General features: G+C 70.5%; 20 protein-coding genes and 5 pseudogenes. 14 read left to right on the forward strand and 11 right to left on the reverse strand.

What is annotated here, in order from left to right; translation table 11 throughout:
• Nucleotides 1-58: 58 nt before the first annotated feature.
• The 3 genes and pseudogenes from LP418_RS27420 to LP418_RS27430 form a co-directional block, all read right to left on the reverse strand.
• Nucleotides 59-649, reverse strand: coding sequence for a TetR/AcrR family transcriptional regulator (locus LP418_RS27420; protein ID WP_257954425.1), 591 nt, complete (start codon nt 647-649; stop codon nt 59-61).
• A complete protein-coding gene (locus LP418_RS27425) occupies nt 646-1,428 on the reverse strand; it encodes an acyl-CoA dehydrogenase family protein (protein WP_336275844.1) in 783 nt (260 codons plus the stop codon). The genes LP418_RS27420 and LP418_RS27425 overlap by 4 nt, the downstream gene beginning before the upstream one ends.
• Before the next feature lie 71 nt (nt 1,429-1,499).
• Nucleotides 1,500-1,802: pseudogene (locus LP418_RS27430) on the reverse strand (acyl-CoA dehydrogenase family protein); the annotation flags it as partial.
• Nucleotides 1,803-1,967: 165 nt separating this feature from the next.
• On the opposite strand from LP418_RS27430, the gene LP418_RS27435 reads away from it, so the two are divergent.
• Together LP418_RS27435 and LP418_RS27440 are read left to right on the forward strand one after the other, a co-directional pair.
• On the forward strand, nt 1,968-2,357 hold the full coding sequence (locus tag LP418_RS27435; protein WP_257954427.1) for a hypothetical protein: 390 nt from the start codon (nt 1,968-1,970) through the stop codon (nt 2,355-2,357).
• A 69-nt stretch (nt 2,358-2,426) separates the two neighbouring features.
• Nucleotides 2,427-2,753 carry an acyl-CoA dehydrogenase family protein gene (locus LP418_RS27440; protein ID WP_257954428.1) on the forward strand — a complete coding sequence of 109 codons (327 nt, stop codon included), beginning with the start codon at nt 2,427-2,429 and terminating at the stop codon, nt 2,751-2,753.
• A gap of 9 nt (nt 2,754-2,762) precedes the next feature.
• Here LP418_RS27440 and LP418_RS27445 read toward each other — a convergent pair whose 3' ends face one another.
• From LP418_RS27445 to hsaA, 7 genes are all read right to left on the reverse strand, one after another.
• Nucleotides 2,763-3,230: a zinc metalloprotease gene (locus tag LP418_RS27445; RefSeq protein ID WP_257954429.1), complete on the reverse strand. Its 468-nt coding sequence runs from the start codon at nt 3,228-3,230 to the stop codon at nt 2,763-2,765.
• Entirely contained in the window at nt 3,205-3,672 is a 468-nt protein-coding gene (locus LP418_RS27450; protein WP_257954430.1) for a hypothetical protein, read from the reverse strand. Before LP418_RS27450 ends, LP418_RS27445 begins: the two co-directional genes overlap by 26 nt.
• A 102-nt stretch (nt 3,673-3,774) precedes the next feature.
• Nucleotides 3,775-4,404, reverse strand: coding sequence for a flavin reductase family protein (locus LP418_RS27455; protein ID WP_257954431.1), 630 nt, complete (start codon nt 4,402-4,404; stop codon nt 3,775-3,777).
• A gap of 5 nt (nt 4,405-4,409) precedes the next feature.
• The gene (locus tag LP418_RS30015; RefSeq protein WP_272496296.1) at nt 4,410-4,871 is read right to left on the reverse strand and encodes a VOC family protein; all 462 of its coding nucleotides are present in this window, start codon (nt 4,869-4,871) and stop codon (nt 4,410-4,412) included.
• Nucleotides 4,768-5,301, reverse strand: a complete 534-nt coding sequence (locus tag LP418_RS30020) for a hypothetical protein (RefSeq protein ID WP_272496297.1) — start codon at nt 5,299-5,301, stop codon at nt 4,768-4,770. The genes LP418_RS30015 and LP418_RS30020 overlap by 104 nt, the downstream gene beginning before the upstream one ends.
• On the reverse strand, nt 5,298-6,161 hold the full coding sequence (gene hsaD / locus LP418_RS27465; RefSeq protein WP_257954432.1) for a 4,5:9,10-diseco-3-hydroxy-5,9,17-trioxoandrosta-1(10),2-diene-4-oate hydrolase: 864 nt from the start codon (nt 6,159-6,161) through the stop codon (nt 5,298-5,300). Before hsaD ends, LP418_RS30020 begins: the two co-directional genes overlap by 4 nt.
• Entirely contained in the window at nt 6,158-7,333 is a 1,176-nt protein-coding gene (gene hsaA / locus LP418_RS27470; protein ID WP_257954433.1) for a 3-hydroxy-9,10-secoandrosta-1,3,5(10)-triene-9,17-dione monooxygenase oxygenase subunit, read from the reverse strand. The genes hsaD and hsaA overlap by 4 nt, the downstream gene beginning before the upstream one ends.
• Nucleotides 7,334-7,367: 34 nt before the next feature.
• Between hsaA and LP418_RS27475 the strand changes: the two genes are divergently transcribed.
• The 4 genes and pseudogenes from LP418_RS27475 (at nt 7,368) to LP418_RS27490 (ending at nt 9,903) form a co-directional block, all read left to right on the forward strand.
• On the forward strand, nt 7,368-7,586 hold the full coding sequence (locus LP418_RS27475) for an FAD-dependent oxidoreductase (RefSeq protein ID WP_257954434.1): 219 nt from the start codon (nt 7,368-7,370) through the stop codon (nt 7,584-7,586).
• On the forward strand, nt 7,555-8,520 hold the full coding sequence (locus LP418_RS27480) for an FAD-binding protein (RefSeq protein WP_257957212.1): 966 nt from the start codon (nt 7,555-7,557) through the stop codon (nt 8,518-8,520). Before LP418_RS27475 ends, LP418_RS27480 begins: the two co-directional genes overlap by 32 nt.
• Nucleotides 8,514-8,891 (forward strand): annotated as a pseudogene (locus tag LP418_RS27485) (FAD-binding protein); the annotation flags it as partial. The gene LP418_RS27480 and the pseudogene LP418_RS27485, both read left to right, overlap by 7 nt.
• A 61-nt stretch (nt 8,892-8,952) precedes the next feature.
• Nucleotides 8,953-9,903: a MaoC/PaaZ C-terminal domain-containing protein gene (locus tag LP418_RS27490; protein ID WP_257954435.1), complete on the forward strand. Its 951-nt coding sequence runs from the start codon at nt 8,953-8,955 to the stop codon at nt 9,901-9,903.
• On the opposite strand, the pseudogene LP418_RS27495 reads toward LP418_RS27490, so the two are convergent.
• Nucleotides 9,879-11,348, reverse strand: a pseudogene (locus LP418_RS27495) (glycine hydroxymethyltransferase). The gene LP418_RS27490 and the pseudogene LP418_RS27495 sit on opposite strands and share 25 nt — an antisense overlap.
• 730 nt (nt 11,349-12,078) lie before the next feature.
• Between LP418_RS27495 and LP418_RS34845 the strand changes: the two are divergent.
• From LP418_RS34845 to LP418_RS27530, 8 genes and pseudogenes are all read left to right on the forward strand, one after another.
• On the forward strand, nt 12,079-12,444 hold the full coding sequence (locus tag LP418_RS34845; protein ID WP_442940336.1) for an arylsulfotransferase family protein: 366 nt from the start codon (nt 12,079-12,081) through the stop codon (nt 12,442-12,444).
• Between the two features lie 231 nt (nt 12,445-12,675).
• On the forward strand, nt 12,676-13,101 hold the full coding sequence (locus LP418_RS27505; RefSeq protein WP_257954437.1) for a hypothetical protein: 426 nt from the start codon (nt 12,676-12,678) through the stop codon (nt 13,099-13,101).
• A 150-nt stretch (nt 13,102-13,251) separates the two neighbouring features.
• Nucleotides 13,252-13,611, forward strand: a complete 360-nt coding sequence (locus LP418_RS27510) for a hypothetical protein (RefSeq protein ID WP_257954438.1) — start codon at nt 13,252-13,254, stop codon at nt 13,609-13,611.
• Nucleotides 13,612-14,128: 517 nt separating this feature from the next.
• A pseudogene (locus LP418_RS31810) lies at nt 14,129-14,329 on the forward strand (nitrite/sulfite reductase); the annotation flags it as partial.
• A pseudogene (locus tag LP418_RS34850) lies at nt 14,256-14,630 on the forward strand (hypothetical protein); the annotation flags it as partial. The pseudogenes LP418_RS31810 and LP418_RS34850, both read left to right, overlap by 74 nt.
• Nucleotides 14,631-14,694: 64 nt before the next feature.
• Nucleotides 14,695-14,931, forward strand: coding sequence for a hypothetical protein (locus LP418_RS34855; protein ID WP_442940043.1), 237 nt, complete (start codon nt 14,695-14,697; stop codon nt 14,929-14,931).
• A gap of 58 nt (nt 14,932-14,989) precedes the next feature.
• Entirely contained in the window at nt 14,990-15,442 is a 453-nt protein-coding gene (locus LP418_RS27525) for a hypothetical protein (protein ID WP_257954439.1), read from the forward strand.
• Complete coding sequence (locus LP418_RS27530; protein ID WP_257954440.1) at nt 15,415-15,624, forward strand: hypothetical protein; 210 nt, start codon at nt 15,415-15,417, stop codon at nt 15,622-15,624. Before LP418_RS27525 ends, LP418_RS27530 begins: the two co-directional genes overlap by 28 nt.
• Nucleotides 15,625-15,694 lie beyond the last annotated feature (70 nt).

A 15,694-nucleotide genomic window follows, 5' to 3' on the forward strand; every position in this document is an offset into this window, starting at 1 on the left:
CGACACGGCGCTGGCGCGCGTGCTCAATCGGCGGACATGGCGGCGCTGGCGCGCCTGCTCAATCAGCGGAGGAAGCGATGCCCTCCAGCAGGATCGAGAGGTACTGGTCGGCCACATCGCCGTGACTGAGATCGCCGCCGGGGCGGTACCAGCGCACCGCGACCCAGACGGTGTCGCGGATGAAGCGGTAGACGAGGTGCACGTCGAGGTCGGGGCGGAGCGCTCCGGTCTCGACGCCCTCGTTGAGCAGGCTGAGCCAGATGTCTCGCGACTGGACGCCGCGCTCGGCGAGGTAGCCGAACCGCTCGAAGGATCCCGGGTGGTCGGCGTCGTTCTGGAAGATCGCCACCTCGGCCGGATGCTGGTCGATCGCCTCGAAGGACAGCCGCACGACCCGCTCGAGCTTGGCGCGGGCGTCGTCGTCGGAGGCCAGCACGTCGCCGTACGCCGCGAACAGCTGGGCTCGGAAGGTCGAGAGGATCTCGTCGACCATCGACTCCTTGGAGTCGAAGTGGTGGTAGAGGCTGCCGCTGAGGATGCCGGCGGCCTCGGCGATGTCGCGCACGGTCGTGTTCTTGAAGCCCTTCTCGGCGAAGAGCGTGGCGGCGATCCGCAGCAGCTCGCCGCGCCGGTCAGTGGTGGCGGTCATCCGCGGGACTCCTTGGGCAGGCCGAGCACGCGCTCGGCGAGGATGTTGCGCTGGATCTCGTCGCTGCCGCCGTAGATCGTGTCGGCGCGGGAGAAGAGGAAGAGACGCTGCCGGGCGTCGAGATGGTAGTCGGGTCCGGCCGTGAGCGCGGCCGGGCCGGAGATCGCCATGGCGAGCTCGCCGAGGTCGCGGTGCCAGTTGGCCCAGACGAGCTTGGCGATGGAGTCGGATCCGGGGACGGGATCGGTGAGCGTGCGCACGGCGTTGGCCTTCATCACCGCAAGCCCGACCTTCGCCTGCGCGAGCCGGTCACGCAGGACCGGGTCGTCGAAGGTGCCGTTGTCCCAGGCGAGGCTCACCGGGTCGGCCAGCTCGCGCTCGAAGCCGACCTGCTGGGCCAGCGTCGACACCCCGCGCTCGAAGCCGAGCAGGTCCATCGCGACCCGCCAGCCCTGACCGGGATCGCCGACCACGAGGTCGGCGCGCGTGCGGGCGTCGGTGAAGAAGACCTCGTTGAACTCCGAGCCGCCGGTCAGCTGGTCGATCGGGCGGACCTCGATGCCCGGCTGGTCGAGCGGGACGAGCAGGAACGACAACCCGCGGTGGCGCTGCGAGCCGGGCTCGGTGCGGGCCACGACGAAGATCCAGTCGGACTCGTGGGCGTTGGAGGTCCAGATCTTCTGCCCGTCGATGCTCCACTCGTCGTCGACCAGCCGGGCCGATGTCCGCACGTTGGCGAGGTCGGAGCCGGCGTCCGGCTCGGGTAGCCCCGGCACCACAGCTCGGTGACGTCCGCGATCCGCGGCAGGAAGCGCGCCTGCTGCTCCGCCGACCCGTGGGCGATCAGCGTCGGCCCGAGGAGCTCCTCACCGAGATGGTTGACCCGCGCGGGCGCCCGGGCGAGGGCATATTCCTCGTGGAAGATCACCTGCTGCGCCGGGCTCAAGCCGCGACCGCCGTGCTCGACCGGCCACCCCACGCAGGTCCAGCCGTGGGCGGCCAGGTGCCGGTTCCGGGCGAGGCGCTCGGCATGCGCCTCGTGCTCGCGCCCGGGGCCGCCGAGTCCCATGTACGCCGCCCACTCGCCGCTCAGGTTGGCAGCGAGCCAGCCCCGGATCTCGGTCCGGAACTCCTCGTCGGTGGGGGCGGTCATGCTGCTACCCTACCAAGCAATTGCTTGGTTTGAGGAGAAGGTCATGACGCGCACCGAGGAACAGGTCGAGCTGGCCGCTGTCGTCCGGTCCCTGCTGGACAAGCGCGCGGACAGTGCGTCCGTGCGGACCGCGATGACGTCGGAGTCCGGCTTCGACGAGGCCCTGTGGCAGACACTGTGCGAGATCGGCGTGACCGACCCCGACTTCACCGTGGCCGAGACCTGCGTGGTGCTCGAGGAGCTCGGGCGCTCACTCGCCCCCACTCCCCTGCTCCCCACCGCCCTCGCCGCGGCCGCGCTGGCGGCCGACGGCGACCCTGCCGGCCTGCTCCCGCGCATCGCCGCCGGCGAGATCGCCACCATCGCGACGCCCGACCACGTCCTGTTCGGCGCCCGGGCGCACATCGTCCCGGCGTACGTCGACGGCCGCCTCACCGAGGTCACCGAGGCGCCGGCGAGGGTGCCCGCGATGGACCCGACCACGCAGCTCGCGAGCCTCCGGCAGCGCGTCGACCCGCTCCCCCGACCACGTCCGCGACGTCGCGCTCGTGCTGACCGCCGCCCTCCGAGGTCGGTGGCACGCAGCGCGCCCTCGACGACACCGTCGCCTACAGCCTCCAGCGGGTGCAGTTCGGGCGGCCGATCGGCTCCTTCCGGGCCGTCAAGCACCGGCTGGCCGACCTGCTCGTCGAGCTCGAGCTGGCTCGATCGGCGATGCTGCACGCGGTCGACGGCCCGGTGTCCGGTGCGGCCGATGCGCCCGAGAGGGCGGCCGTCGCCGCGGCGTACTGCACCGAGGCCTTCAGCCACGCCGCCGGCGAGATGATCCAGCTGCACGGCGGCATCGCGATCACGTGGGAGCACGACGCCCACCCGGTGTTCAAGCGGGCGCACGCGCTCGGCGCGCTGTGGGGCCAGCCGCACACGCATCGTGCGCGACTGGCCCTCTGAGGCGACAGGTCAGCCGTTGCCGCCGGCGCGGTACTCCACCCAGCCGTCGCTCATGCGGGCGGACTGGCCGGCCGTGAACATGTTCATGCAGGAGTCCTGCGTGTAGTCCATGAAGTTGTGGATCGGATCCAGCCCGGGTGCCGCGCAGGTGTCGGCACCAACTGGGCAGTCGAACTGCGGGTGCGCCTCTGCCGGGGTGTCGTCGACGCCGTCGCCCTTGACCGAGCAGCCTCCGGCGAAGGTGTGCTCGAGCATCAGCCAGTGGCCGACCTCGTGCGTGAGGGTGTCGCCGAGGGAGTACTTCCCGGCGGTGCCGCCGGGCATCGACTCGTCGAGGATGACCACACCGTCCTTGATGGCACCGGCGCCGCCGTTGTAGGTCTGCGGGAAGTAGGCCCAGCCCAGCAGGCCGCCGCCGATGTTGGCGGAGTAGACGTTGAGCGTCTCGGAATCACCCTCGTGCAGGGCGGACTTCATGTCGGTCTCCACCCGACCGGGGGTGACCGTGGACCACTCGGCGTTGACCGTGTAGGTCGTCCCGGCCGAGGTTGAAGCGGAACGGCGTGTCGGCCGCATCGGGGGCGGTGAGGCCGGCATAGGCGTCGTTCAGGACCTGCATCTGGTCCTCGACCATGGTGTTCGTGCGGCGAAGCTCCTGCCGCGTCAGGGTGTGGTCGGAGATCACGTGGAAGACCGTGTCGACGGTGACCGACCCGGGCGCCAACTGAGCGGCATCGGCGAGCTGGGCGAACTCACCGGCCTTGGCTGCGGGGTAGAGCGCCGGCTCCTGCGCCTTCGCGCCCTTGGCGACGCGTGCGCCGGAGGTGTGCTCGTCGGCGCACTCTCCGGGCGAGGAGTCGCCCGCGGGAATCGCCGAGAAGACCGGGGTGACCGCCGGGGGTGAGCGGCGAGAGGGCAAGGACGCCGGCGACGGCAGCCGCGCGGGCAAAGCGTGTGGGACGCATGGGTGGTGATCCCTTCAGGGTGACAGGACTGATCCCGTCAACCTAGGCCCACGAGATCAGGTGCGGTAGGCCCCGCGGTAGTAGAGCAACGGATCGTCCGCGTCGCCGACGGCGAGGTCGACGACCTTGCCGATCACGAGGAAGTGGTCGCCGGCCTCGTGCACCGCGTGCACGGTGCAGTCGACGTGCCCCACGATCCGGGCGAGCAGCGGCGAGCCGGTGCCTGCCGTGGCCGTCCACTCCACACCGTCGAACTTGTCGTCGCGGCTCGAGGCGAACTGGTTGGACAGGTCGGCCTGCCCGTCGCTGAGGAAGTTGACGCAGAAGGTGCCGGCGCGCCGGATCGCAGCGAAGGCCCGCGACTGCCCGGTCGGCAGGAACGCGACCAGCGGCGGGTCGAGGGAGACGCTGGTGAAGGACTGGCAGGTCATCCCGGTCGGCTGGCCGCCCGCCATGGTGGTGACGACGGTGACGCCCGAGGCGTAGCGGCCGAGGACGTCGCGGAAGAGCCGCGCCCGGGTCTGAGCCTCCTCGCCGTCGACCTCGATCGTCTCGCCCGGACGCCACTCGAAGTCGTGCGGGAAGTTGCCCGGGAAGGAGTCGATCAGCTCCCGCGGCGGCCACGAGGCGTGGGCGTCGTCGGCCATGCCTTCGGGGAGGTTGTTCACCCGCACAGTCTCGCCCATGTCGATCAGCCGCCGAACTGGTGACCCCAGTAGGAGACGGCGGTGCTCTCCCGGGCCACCCAGCGTGAGTCGTCGACCTGCAGGCCCTCGGTGCCGAACTCGATGTCGAAGCCGGCCGGGCTCCTCACGTAGAACGACACCATCTCGTCATTCATGTGGCGCCCCAGCGTCGCCGACAGCGGTGCCCGGTGCTTGCGCACGCGCTCGAGCGCGCGGCCGACGTCGTCGAGCTTGTCCACCTCGAGCATGATGTGGACGCACTTCGACGGGTTGGGCATCGGCAGGAACGCCAGCGAGTGGTGCCGCGGGTTGATCCCGAGGAACCGCAGCCACACCTTCGTGCCCGGCTCGTTGCCGACGAACTCACCCGGCATCGACATCGAGTCCCGCAGCCGGAAGCCGAGCACGTCGCGGTAGAACCGCAGCGCCTCGACGTCGTCGCTGACCGGGACCACGATGTGGCCCATGCCCCGGTCGCCGGTGACGAACCTTGCGGCGTACGGCGTGACCACGGGCCGTGATTCGTAGGTGATGCCGTGGAAGAGCTCGAAGACGTTGTCGAACGGGTCGCGGAAACGGATCAGCTCCTGCACCCGTCGCTCGGCCAGCTCGTCGGCGGTGCCCTCGTCGAAGTCGACTCCGGCCTTCTGCAGGTGCTCGCGTGCCTGCTGGAGCGCGTCGTGGTCGGCCAGCTCCCACCCGGTCGCCGACAGCTCGTCGACGTCGCTCGGGGAAGACCACGAGCCGGGCGGACACCTCGTCGATGCGGTAGTAGAGGTTGTCGGGACTGGGCCCGCGGCCGGCGGCGAGGCCGAGCACCTTCTCGGCGAAGCTGCGCCACGCGTCGAGGTCGGTGGAGGCGACGCGGACGTAGCCCATGGACTTGATGTCGATCATGCCTTCGGCCTTTCGACGTGGCGGTTCAAGAAGTTGACCGCGACCTCGCGGAACTCGTCCGCGGCCTCGATCTGGGCCCAGTGGCCACAGTTGGGGAACACGTGCAGCTGCGCCTTCGAGATCAGCTTGAGCGCCACCATCGCGCCGTCGAGAGGGTTGACGCGGTCCTCGCGGCCCCGGGTGAGCAGCGTGTGCTGGCGCAGGCGGTGGGCCTCGCGCCAGAGCATCCCGTCCTCGTAGGTGTCGGGGTTCCAGAACGACATGCCCATGGAGCGCATCGCCTCGCGCGCCCCGGGCGCGGTGGCGTCGGTGAAGCGCTCCTCGACCAGCTCGTCGGTGACGAGGTCCCGGTTGACCACCATCGTGCTGATGAAGGCGCGCAGCGCCTCGCGCGTCGGGTCGGCACCGAAGTCCATCAACCGCTGAACGCCCTCCGTGGGGTCGGCGTGGAACAGGTTGAGCGACAGCCCGCCCGGTCCCATCAGCACCAGCCGCGCGACCCGCTTCGGGTGCTCGAGGGCCAGCCTCATCGCCGTACCGCCTCCGAGGCTGTTGCCCGGGACGTGGAACCGGTCGATGCCGAGGTGGTCGAGCACGCCGATGACGTGCTCGGCGGCGTGGCGGTAGTAGTTGCCGACGACCTCGGGCTTGCCGGAGGCGCCGAAGCCGGGCTGGTCGACGAGGGTCGTGCGGAAGTGCTCGGCGAAGCCCGGCAACGCAGCGCCGAAGTTGGACCACGAGGACGCACCGGGGCCGCCGCCGTGGAGCATCACCAGCGGGAACCCTGCTCCGCTCTCGTAGTAGGCGATCTCGGTGCCCTTGACCTCGACGGTCTGCAGCAGGTCGTCCCCGGAGCTCAAGTCAGTACATCCCCGGGTCGATCTTGTGGCCGAACTCGAGCTCGCCGAACATCTTCAGCGCGCTCGGGGTCGTTGGCGGCGTGCACCCGGCCGGCGTGGGCATCACGCCGGGCCCCGCTGGAGGTAGGTCCCCTCGGCGAGCGCCCGCCCACCCGACGCCTCGAACAGCGCGTCGATCGCGTCGATCGCGCGCTGGGTGCCGAGCACTGGTCGCGGCGCACCTTGAGCCGGAGCTGGAGGGGGATCTTGTCCCCGCGGGCGACGCAGGCCTGCTCCTCGCGGATGTTGGCCATCAGCAGCGCCCGGGCCGCGTCGATCTCGCTGCCGGCGCGGGCGATCCGCACGGCCGCGAACGGGTCGGAGGACGCCTTCTCGCCGAGGTAGGCAGCCCGGACCCGCTGCTGCTGCATCTCGACGTGCTCGGCATAGGCACCCGTGGCCATCCCCACGATCGGACTGGTGATCGTGCTGGTGAACAGCGAGTGGAAGGGCAGCTTGTAGAGGTCGCTCGGGTTCTGCTCCTGACCCGGACCGAAGCACCGACCGGTGTCGCTCATCGACAGCGTGAACGCCTCGGGCACGAAGACATCGGTGACGACGATGTCGTTGGAGCCGGTGCCGCGCAGGCCGACGACGTTCCAGACGTCGAGGATCTCGTAGTCCCTGCGCGGGATCATGAAGGTCTTGAAGTCGACGACGTTGCCGTCCTCGTTGAAGACCAGACCGCCCAGCAGCACCCGGGCGGCATGGGCCGAGCCGGACGAGAAGGACCACTTGCCGCTGAGCGTGTAGCCGCCGTCGGCGAGCACCGCCTTGCCGGTCGGGGCGTACGACGAGCTGAGCCGGGTGCTCGTGTCGGACCCCCACACGGCTTGCTGCGCCTCGTCGGCGAACAACGCCACCTGCCACGGGTGCACACCGAGCACACTGGAGATCCAGCCGGTCGAGCCGTCGGCCGAGGCGATCAGCCGGACCGCGGTGAAGAAGTCGACCGGGTCGGACTCGAGTCCGTCGAAGCGCGCGGGCTGCAGCATCCGGAAGAAGCCGGTCTCCTCGAGCTCCTTGACCGACTGCTCGGGCACCTGACGCAGGCGCTCCGACTCGTCGGCACGCTCACGAAAGCCGGGCAGCAGGTCTCGGATCGAGTCGAGAACAGGTGAAGGCGTCGTCATGTCGCCATACTAGAACCTGTTACAGTTTTGCGCCATGAGCACCCCTCTCCCGGAGCAGGTCGACGTCGTCGTGGTGGGCGCCGGCGGGGCCGGAATGGCCGCCGCACTGGCCGCCGCGTCGAAGCACGGCCTGCGCACGATCGTCGTCGAGAGCAGCGAGACCTTCGGCGGGTCGACGGCCCCGCTCCGGCGGCGGAGTCTGGATCCCGGGCAACTACGCGCTGCGCGACGCCGGTCAGGTCGACGCCGGTGACCTCGACGCCGCCAAGCTCTACCTCGACTCGATCGTCGGCGACACGGTGCCGAAGGTCCGCCGCGACACCTTCCTCGACCGTGGACCCGAGGTGATGGACTTCCTCCGGGAGCAGACGCCGACGCGCTTCGCGTGGGTCCCGGAGTACGCCGACTACCTGCCCGAGCAACCCGGCGGGCGCGTGCGAGGACGCAGCGTGGAGCCGGTGCCGATGGACGCGTCGTTCCTCGACGACGAGCTCGGGCGGCTGACGAAGCCCTACACCAAGGCGCCCGCCAACCTGATCGTCACGCAGGCCGACTTCCGCAAGATCAGCCCGGGCCTGCGCACGCTGCGCGGCCCGGTCACGATGGTCAGGGTGCTGGTGAAGCGGATCATCAGCGGGCTGCGCCGGCAGCGGATGTACGCGATGGGCAACGCGATCGTCATCGGGCTCCGGCAGGGCCTCATCGACCACGGTGTCGACGTCCACTACGGCACGCCCCCGGTCGGGCTGGTCACCGAGGAGGGCCGCGTGGTCGGCGTGTCGGTGATGCGCGACGGGGTCCGCTCGACGATCCGCGCGACGCGCGGCGTGATCCTCGGATCGGGTGGGTTCGAGAGCAACCGGGAGCTGCGCGAGAAGTTCCTGCCGCAGCCCACCGACGCGTCGTGGACGACGGGCGCCGCGAGCAACACCGGCGGCGGGCACGAGGCCGGGATCGCGATCGGCGCGGCCACCGACCTGATGGACGACGCACGGGTGGGGACCGACGATCCCGCTGCCCAGCGGACCGTGGTTCTGCTCGGCCGAGCGCAACCTGCCGGGCTCGATCATCGTCAACGCCGGCGGCCAGCGGTTCATGAACGAGGCGCTGCCCTACGTCGAGGCCACCAAGGAGATCTACGCGGCCCATGCGACGGGGCCCAGCGCCGTACCCGCCTCGGATGGTGATCGACCAGCGCTACCGCAACCGCTACCTCTTCGCCGGGCTCACGCCGCGCACGCCGTTCCCCGGCCGCTGGTACAAGTTCGGCACGATCAGGAAGGGCACGACCCCGGCCGACCTCGCCGCCGAGATCGAGGTCCCGCCCGGTGCGCTGGAAGAGACGGTTGCGCGTTTCAACGGCTTCGCGCAGAGCGGCATCGACGAGGACTTCCACCGCGGCGAGAGCGCCTACGACAAGTACTACTCCGACCCGCGGGTCAAGCCGAACCCGTCGCTGCACGCCATCGACGAGGGCCCGTTCTACGCCGTGAAGATCGTCCCCGGCGACCTCGGCACCAAGGGCGGGCTCGTCACCGACGAGCGCGCCCGGGTGCTGCGGCCCGACGGCACCGCGATCGAGGGCCTGTACGCCGCCGGCAACGTGTCCTGCAGCCGTCATGGGCCACACCTATGCCGGCCCGGGCGCGACCATCGGTCCCGCCCCGGTGTTCAGGCTACCTCGCCGCGGAGGACATCGCCCATGCCCATTGATCCCCACGTCGCCATCGGCGCGCAGCTCCCCGACCGCACGTTCTCGTGGTCGGAAACGGACGTGCAGCTCTACGCACTGGCCGTCGGCGCCACCGATCTTCGGCACACCCCCGGAGACCCACGGGCTCCGGGCGCTACCGAGCTTCGGGATCGTGGCGCCGTCCTTCCACGAGACCGCTCCCCCGCCGCTGGACCTGCCCGGCTGCGAGCTCGACCTCGCGCAGGTCGTGCACGGCGCCCAGTCGATCTCGGTGACCGGGCCGATCCCGACCTCGGGCACCGCGACGCTCTCCACCCGGATCTCCGACGTCTGGGACAAGGGCAAGGCGGCCGTCATCTGGCAGGAGGGCGTGGCACGCTCGGCGTCCGGCGAGGAGCTGTGGACCGTCCGGTCGTCGATCTTCGCCCGCGGCGAGGGTGGCTTCGGCGGGTCCCGCGGCTCGTCCACCACGGTGGCGGTCCCCGACCGGGTGCCGGATGCGAGCTCGACGTACGACGTGACGGCGCAGCAGGCGCTGCTCTATCGGCTCTGCGGCGACCGCAACCCGTTGCACGTCGATCCGGAGTTCGCCGCCTCGGCCGGCTTCCCGGCGCCGATCCTGCACGGCCTGTGCACCTACAGGATCGTGCTCCGCGAGGTCACCGAGCTGCTCCTCGACGGGGATTCCTCGCGGACCGCGTCGTTCGGGGGCACGCTTCGCGGGCGTGGTGTTCCCCGGCGAGACGATCCACGTCGACGCCCGGCAGGACGCCGATCGAATCGTCGTCGACGCGACCGTGGGTGCCGACCGGCGGCCCGCTCTCGCGGACTGCCCGGTCACCACCCGATAGGTCAGCTCAGCTCGAGACCGGGGTAGAGCGGGTGCTTGACGAGCAGCTCGTCGGCGCCGGCTCCTGGACCCCGCTCCGCGACACCGTCGGCCGGGACGTAGGACGCCTTGCTGGGGTCGCCCGCCTTGGTGGTGCCCGGCTGGGTGTTCGAGAGCACCTCGACGATCAGCTCGGCGACCCGGTCGAACTCGTCGTGACCGAAGCCGCGAGTCGTGAGCGCGGGCGTGCCCAGCCGGACGCCGGTGGTGTACCGGGGCGCCGTTGGGGTCGTTGGGGACCGAGTTGCGGTTGGTCACGACGCCGGAGTCGAGCAGCGCCGACTCCGCCCGGCGGCCGGTGAGGCCGTACTTCGCGACGTCGAGCAGCACGATGTGGTTGTCGGTGCCGCCGGTGACGAGCTTGGCGTCACGGGACAGGAAGCCCTCGGCGAGCGACTTCGCGTTGTCCGCGATCGCCTGCGCGTAGGTCTGGAACTCGGGCTGGCGCGCCTCGGCGAGCGCGACTGCCTTGGCGGCCATCACGTGCGACAGGGGGCCGCCGAGCACCATCGGGCAGCCGCGGTCGACGTCGGCCGCGAACTCCTCCTGCGCCAGCACCATGCCGCCGCGCGGGCCGCGCAGGGACTTGTGGGTCGTGGTCGTGGTGACGTGCGCGAACGGCACGGGGTTCTCGTCGCCGGTGAACACCTTGCCCGCCACCGGGCCCGCGAAGTGCGCCATGTCGACCATCAGCACGGCACCGACCTCGTCGGCGATCTCGCGCATCTTGGCGAAGTTCACGCGACGCGGGTAGGCGGAGTAGCCGGCCACCAGCACGAGCGGCTTGAACTCCCGCGCCTTCGCCGCGACCACGTCGTAGTCGAGCAGGCCGGTCTCGGGGTCGGTGCCGTACTGCTGCTGGTGGAACATCTTGCCGCTGATGTTGGGACGGAAGCCGTGCGTCAGGTGGCCGCCCGAGTCGAGCGACATGCCGAGCAGGCGCTGGTTGCCGAACTCGTGGCGCAGGGACTCCCAGTCGGCCTCGGTCAGCTCGTTGACGTTCTTCGCGCCCGGGCAGCTTGAGCGCGGGCGTCTCGATGCGGTTGGCCGGGGATCGACCAGAAGGCGACGAGGTTGGCGTCGATGCCCGAGTGCGGCTGCACATAGGCGTACGGCGCCCCGAACAGCTCACGCGCGTGCTCCGCCGCCAGCGACTCGACGGTGTCGACGTTCTGGCAGGCGGCGTAGAAGCGGTGCCCGACCGTGCCCTCGGCGTACTTGTCGCTGAACCAGGTGCCCATCGTGAGCAGGACGGCCGGGGAGGCGTAGTTCTCCGATGCGATCAGCTTGAGCGAACCTCGCTGGTCGGCCAGCTCCCGGCGAGTCGCGGCCGCGATGCGCGGCTCCACCGACTCGATGACCTTGAGGGCCTGTTCGTAGGCGCCCGTCGTCAATTGGGAGAGCGTGAGCTGGGACAGGGAGGCATCCGTCATGGGCGTCAGCCTAGATGTAGCCACGATCGGTCAACGCACGACGTCCAGAGCAGATAACCTCCGAACGACCGAAGGGACGTACCGATGCGCGATCTCTCCACGGCTCTCCCGGGCGCCGTGTGCGTCGGTTCCGCGCTCCTCCCGGTCGCCTTGGGCGCGGGTACGCCGCAGGCAGCCCGTGCCGCCGTCTCCCCCTCGATCTCCGTGGCGGGTGCGTCCCGGCTCTACCCGGCCTTCGACCCGGCGGTCTCCCGCTACGCGGTGCACGCCCAACCCGACGGAACCGTGGGCGTGAACGTGTCGGATGCCCCGTCCGTGTGGTTCAACGGCGTGCCGGACGCCGACGGGTCGGCCACGTTCACCGACGCGCAGCCCGGTGACGAGATCTCCGTCTTCATCGGCGACGGCACCGAGCGGCGGGCCTACGCGCTGTACGTCCTGCAACCGTCCTTCCCGAAGCTCTCGGCCACGACGACCGGCGCCGCACTGCAGGCGGGCAACATCGCACTGACGATCGACCGGTTCGACCGCCCACCCCGCTACGAGACGATCGTCGACCGGAACGGCGTCCCCACCTACACCCGTGAGCACACGGAGCGGGTGCTCGACCTCAAGCTCGCTCGCAGTGGCCGGTTCACGGTGCGCCGGCCGACCACCACTCTCGGCCGGACCGGCGGCGCCCCTCGTCGTGCTCGACGACCAGTTCCACGAGATCCGACGGATCGAGACGATGGGCCTCGTCAACACCGACGACCACGACTCCGTGCTGGAGGCCGACGGGTCACGCTGGCTGACGGCCTACGAGCCCGACCCGGACACCGGCCCGGTCGACTCGGTCGTGCAGCACGTCACCGCGGACGGCGTCGTGGACTTCGAGTGGTCGAGCGCTGCTCACGCCGACGAGACGATGGCGCCCGGCGACGCGGACTACGCCCACCTGAACTCGATCGACGTCCAGCCGAACGGCGACGTGCTGGTGTCCTTCCGCCACCTCAGCTCGGTCTTCCTGATCGCCAGCCGGGCCCACGACGGGCACGAGTCGGGTGACGTCATCTGGAAGCTGGGCGGTCGGGACAGCAGCTTCAGGTTCCCCTGACGGCGAGGGCGGGCCCTGCGCCCAGCACTCGGCCTCACTGCTGCCCAACGGCAACGTCCCGGTGTACGACAACGGCTCGATCCCGTTCTTCGGCAACTACTGCGTCGACCCCGCAGCCCCCGACGGCCCGGCCGTCGCGCGACCCTCGACCCGGATCGTGGAGTTCGCACTGACCGGCACCGAGGCGACCGTCGCCCGCACCTACGGCCCTGCCGACCGGTTCACTGGTTCATGGGTTCGGCCGCCCGACTCCCCGACGGGCACGTCCTCATCGGCTGGTCGGCGGACACCGCCGCCATCTCGTCGGAGACGGATTCGAGCGGCACGACGCTGTGGTCCCTGTCCGACGAACGGTGGGCGCAGGACGACCCACAACCGTCGGCCTACTTCAGCTATCGCGCCGCACTGGTGCCGAACCGCGACGGCTTCGACCCCCGGGTCACCGTCGACGGGCCTGCGGACGGCGTGACCGTTGCCCGGGGTGTCGACGTTGCCGTGTCGTTCTCGTGCCGGGACACCGGCGGCTCCACCCTCCAGTCGTGCGACGGCCCCGTCGGGGAGCGACTCGACACCACCACCGCTGGCGCGCACACTGGCAGGTTACGGCGCGCGACGGGTCGGGGCGGCAGACCACCGTCACGCGCACCTACACCGTGACGCCGGCGCCGGTGCCGACCAGCACTGCCACGGCGACGCCGTCGACCACCGCGACGAGTGCACCACCGGTCGCCACTCCTCCGCAGGTGGTCGCCGCGCCTCGCCCCGACCTCGCCGTCCGAACGACCCCCGGCTCCCGGGTCGGCGCCGGTGAGCTCTCCCCCGACATCCCAGACGGCGATCCTTCGTCTGCGCAGCGCCGTCGGCGTCTTCCGGGTCCGCCTCACCAACACCGGGACCGCATCGGGCCGGATGACGTTCCACGCCCCGAGCGGGAGGGGCCGCGGCGCGGTTGCCATCACCTATCGCTCCGGCGGCGAGGGACCGGACGAACGCCGTGTCCCGGGGGTGGCGCACGCCCCGCCTCGCCCCCGGACAGAGCATCCGGGTCTGGGTGCGGGTCGCGCTCCGCCGTACGGACTCGCAGAAGTGGCGGCTGCCGCTGCGCGCGACCGGCGGCAGGGCGATCGACCGGGTCGTGGTCGACATCCGACGCTGACCTCGGTGTGACGTGCGCCGCACGACCGGGGTGAATCCCGCATGAACATCACACGCGTGTCTCATCATGTGGCGCGGCGTCTCTCATCATGAGATTTCGCCTTGTCGGGAGGGTGTCCGACCGTTGAGACTCCTTGACATGACTCTTGCTGTGACGTCCAAGTTCCTCGTGGTCCGACGCCACGTGGACTTCAGGCGCACCCGCAGCTCGATGTGTTGGCATCGCTGATTCGCCGCCAGTCACCCGCACTTCCGCGCTCACCGTCGCGCGCGGCCCTCAGCGAACAGGATCACCCCCTCCATGCCTGATCTGCGATTCAAGCCAGAGCCTGCCCAGCACACCGAGATCCCGCGCCCCAAGCGCGCGGAGGGTCAGTGGGCGCTCGGCTACACCGAGCCGTTGAACAAGAACGAGCAGTCCAAGAAGGACGACGACCCGCTCAACGTCCTCAACCGGATCCTCTACACCTACTCCAAGCGCGGCTTCGACTCGATCGACCCGGCCGACCTGCGCGGTCGCTTCCGCTGGATGGGCCTCTACACGCAGCGCGCTCCCGGCTTCGACGGCGGGAAGACCGCGCAGCTGGAGGAGGAAGAGCTCGACGACCGCTTCTTCATGATGCGCGTGCGCACCGACGGCCAGATCCTCGATGCCGATGCCCTGCGTGCCCTCGGCGAGTCCTCGACGACCTACGCCCGCAACACCGCGGACATCACCGACCGCAACAACATCCAGTACCACTGGATCGACATCGTCGACGTGCCCGCCATCTGGGAGCGCCTCGAGTCGGCCGGCCTCACCACGATCGAGGCGTGCGGCGACGGCCCGCGCCCCTTCCCCGGGCTCGCCGGTCGCCGGGATCGCCAAGGACGAGATCATCGACGGCTCCGAGGCGCTCGCCGAGATCAAGCGTCGCGCGCTGAACAACCCCGCCTTCTCCAACCTGCCGCGCAAGTTCAAGACGGCGCTGACCGGGCACCCCAGCCACGACGTCGCGCCCGAGATCAACGACGTGTCGTTCGTCGGCACCGTCCACCCCGAGCACGGCCCGGGCTTCGACCTGTGGGTCGGCGGCGGACTGTCGACCAACCCCGATGCTCGCGCACAAGCTGGGCGTGTGGATCCCGCTCGACGAGGTCGCCGACGCGTGGGAGGGCGTGGCCGGCATCTTCCGCGACTACGGCTACCGCCGCCTGCGCTCAAAGGCCCGGCTGAAGTTCCTGCTGGCCGACTGGGGCAAGGAGAAGTTCCGCGAGGTGCTCGAGAACGAATACCTCCATCGCGCCCTCGTCGACTGCCCCTCGCCGGTCGCCCCCGTGCACCGGGGGTGACCACGTCGGGATCCACGAGCAGAAGGACGGCAAGTACTTCATCGGCGCGACGCCCGTCGTGGGTCGCATCGACGGCACGACGCTCACCGCACTGGGCGACCTCGTCGAGCAGTACGGCGCCGCGGGCGCCCGCCTCACGGCGTACCAGAAGCTCGTGGTGATCGGGGTCGACGGTGCCGACACCGAGGCCTTCGCCGACGGCCCGGAGAAGATCGGCCTGACCGCTCGCCCCAGCAACTGGCGTCGCCGCACGATGGCGTGCACCGGCATCGAGTTCTGCAAGCTCGCGATCGTGGACACCAAGGAGCGGGCCCCGCTCGCTGGTCACCGAGCTCGAGAAGCGGTTCCCCGAGCTGGACACACCGATCTCGGTCAACGTCAACGGCTGCCCCAACGCCTGCGCCCGCACCCGGGTCGCCGACATCGGCCTCAAGGGCATGCTGGTGCTCGACGACGACGGCAACCGGGTCGAGGGCTTCCCGGGTGCACCTCGGTGGCGCGCTCGGACTGAGCTCCACGCTCGGCCGCAAGCTGCGTGCGCACAAGATCACCAGCGCCGGCCTCGACGACTACGTCACCAACGTCGTGCAGGCCTACCTCGCCGATCGCTCGCCGGACGAGCTGTTCGCCGACTGGGTCGGCCGGGCCGACGAAGTCCACCTGCGCGGCGAGTCCGTCGTGGAAGCCGTCTGACATGAGTGAGCGAGCGGCCACCAACCACTGCCCGTACTGCGGGGAGACGACGCTGTGGCCGCGCGAGGAC

It is taken from the genome of Nocardioides sp. B-3, from assembly GCF_024703895.1.
Lineage (GTDB): Bacteria > Actinomycetota > Actinomycetes > Propionibacteriales > Nocardioidaceae > Nocardioides.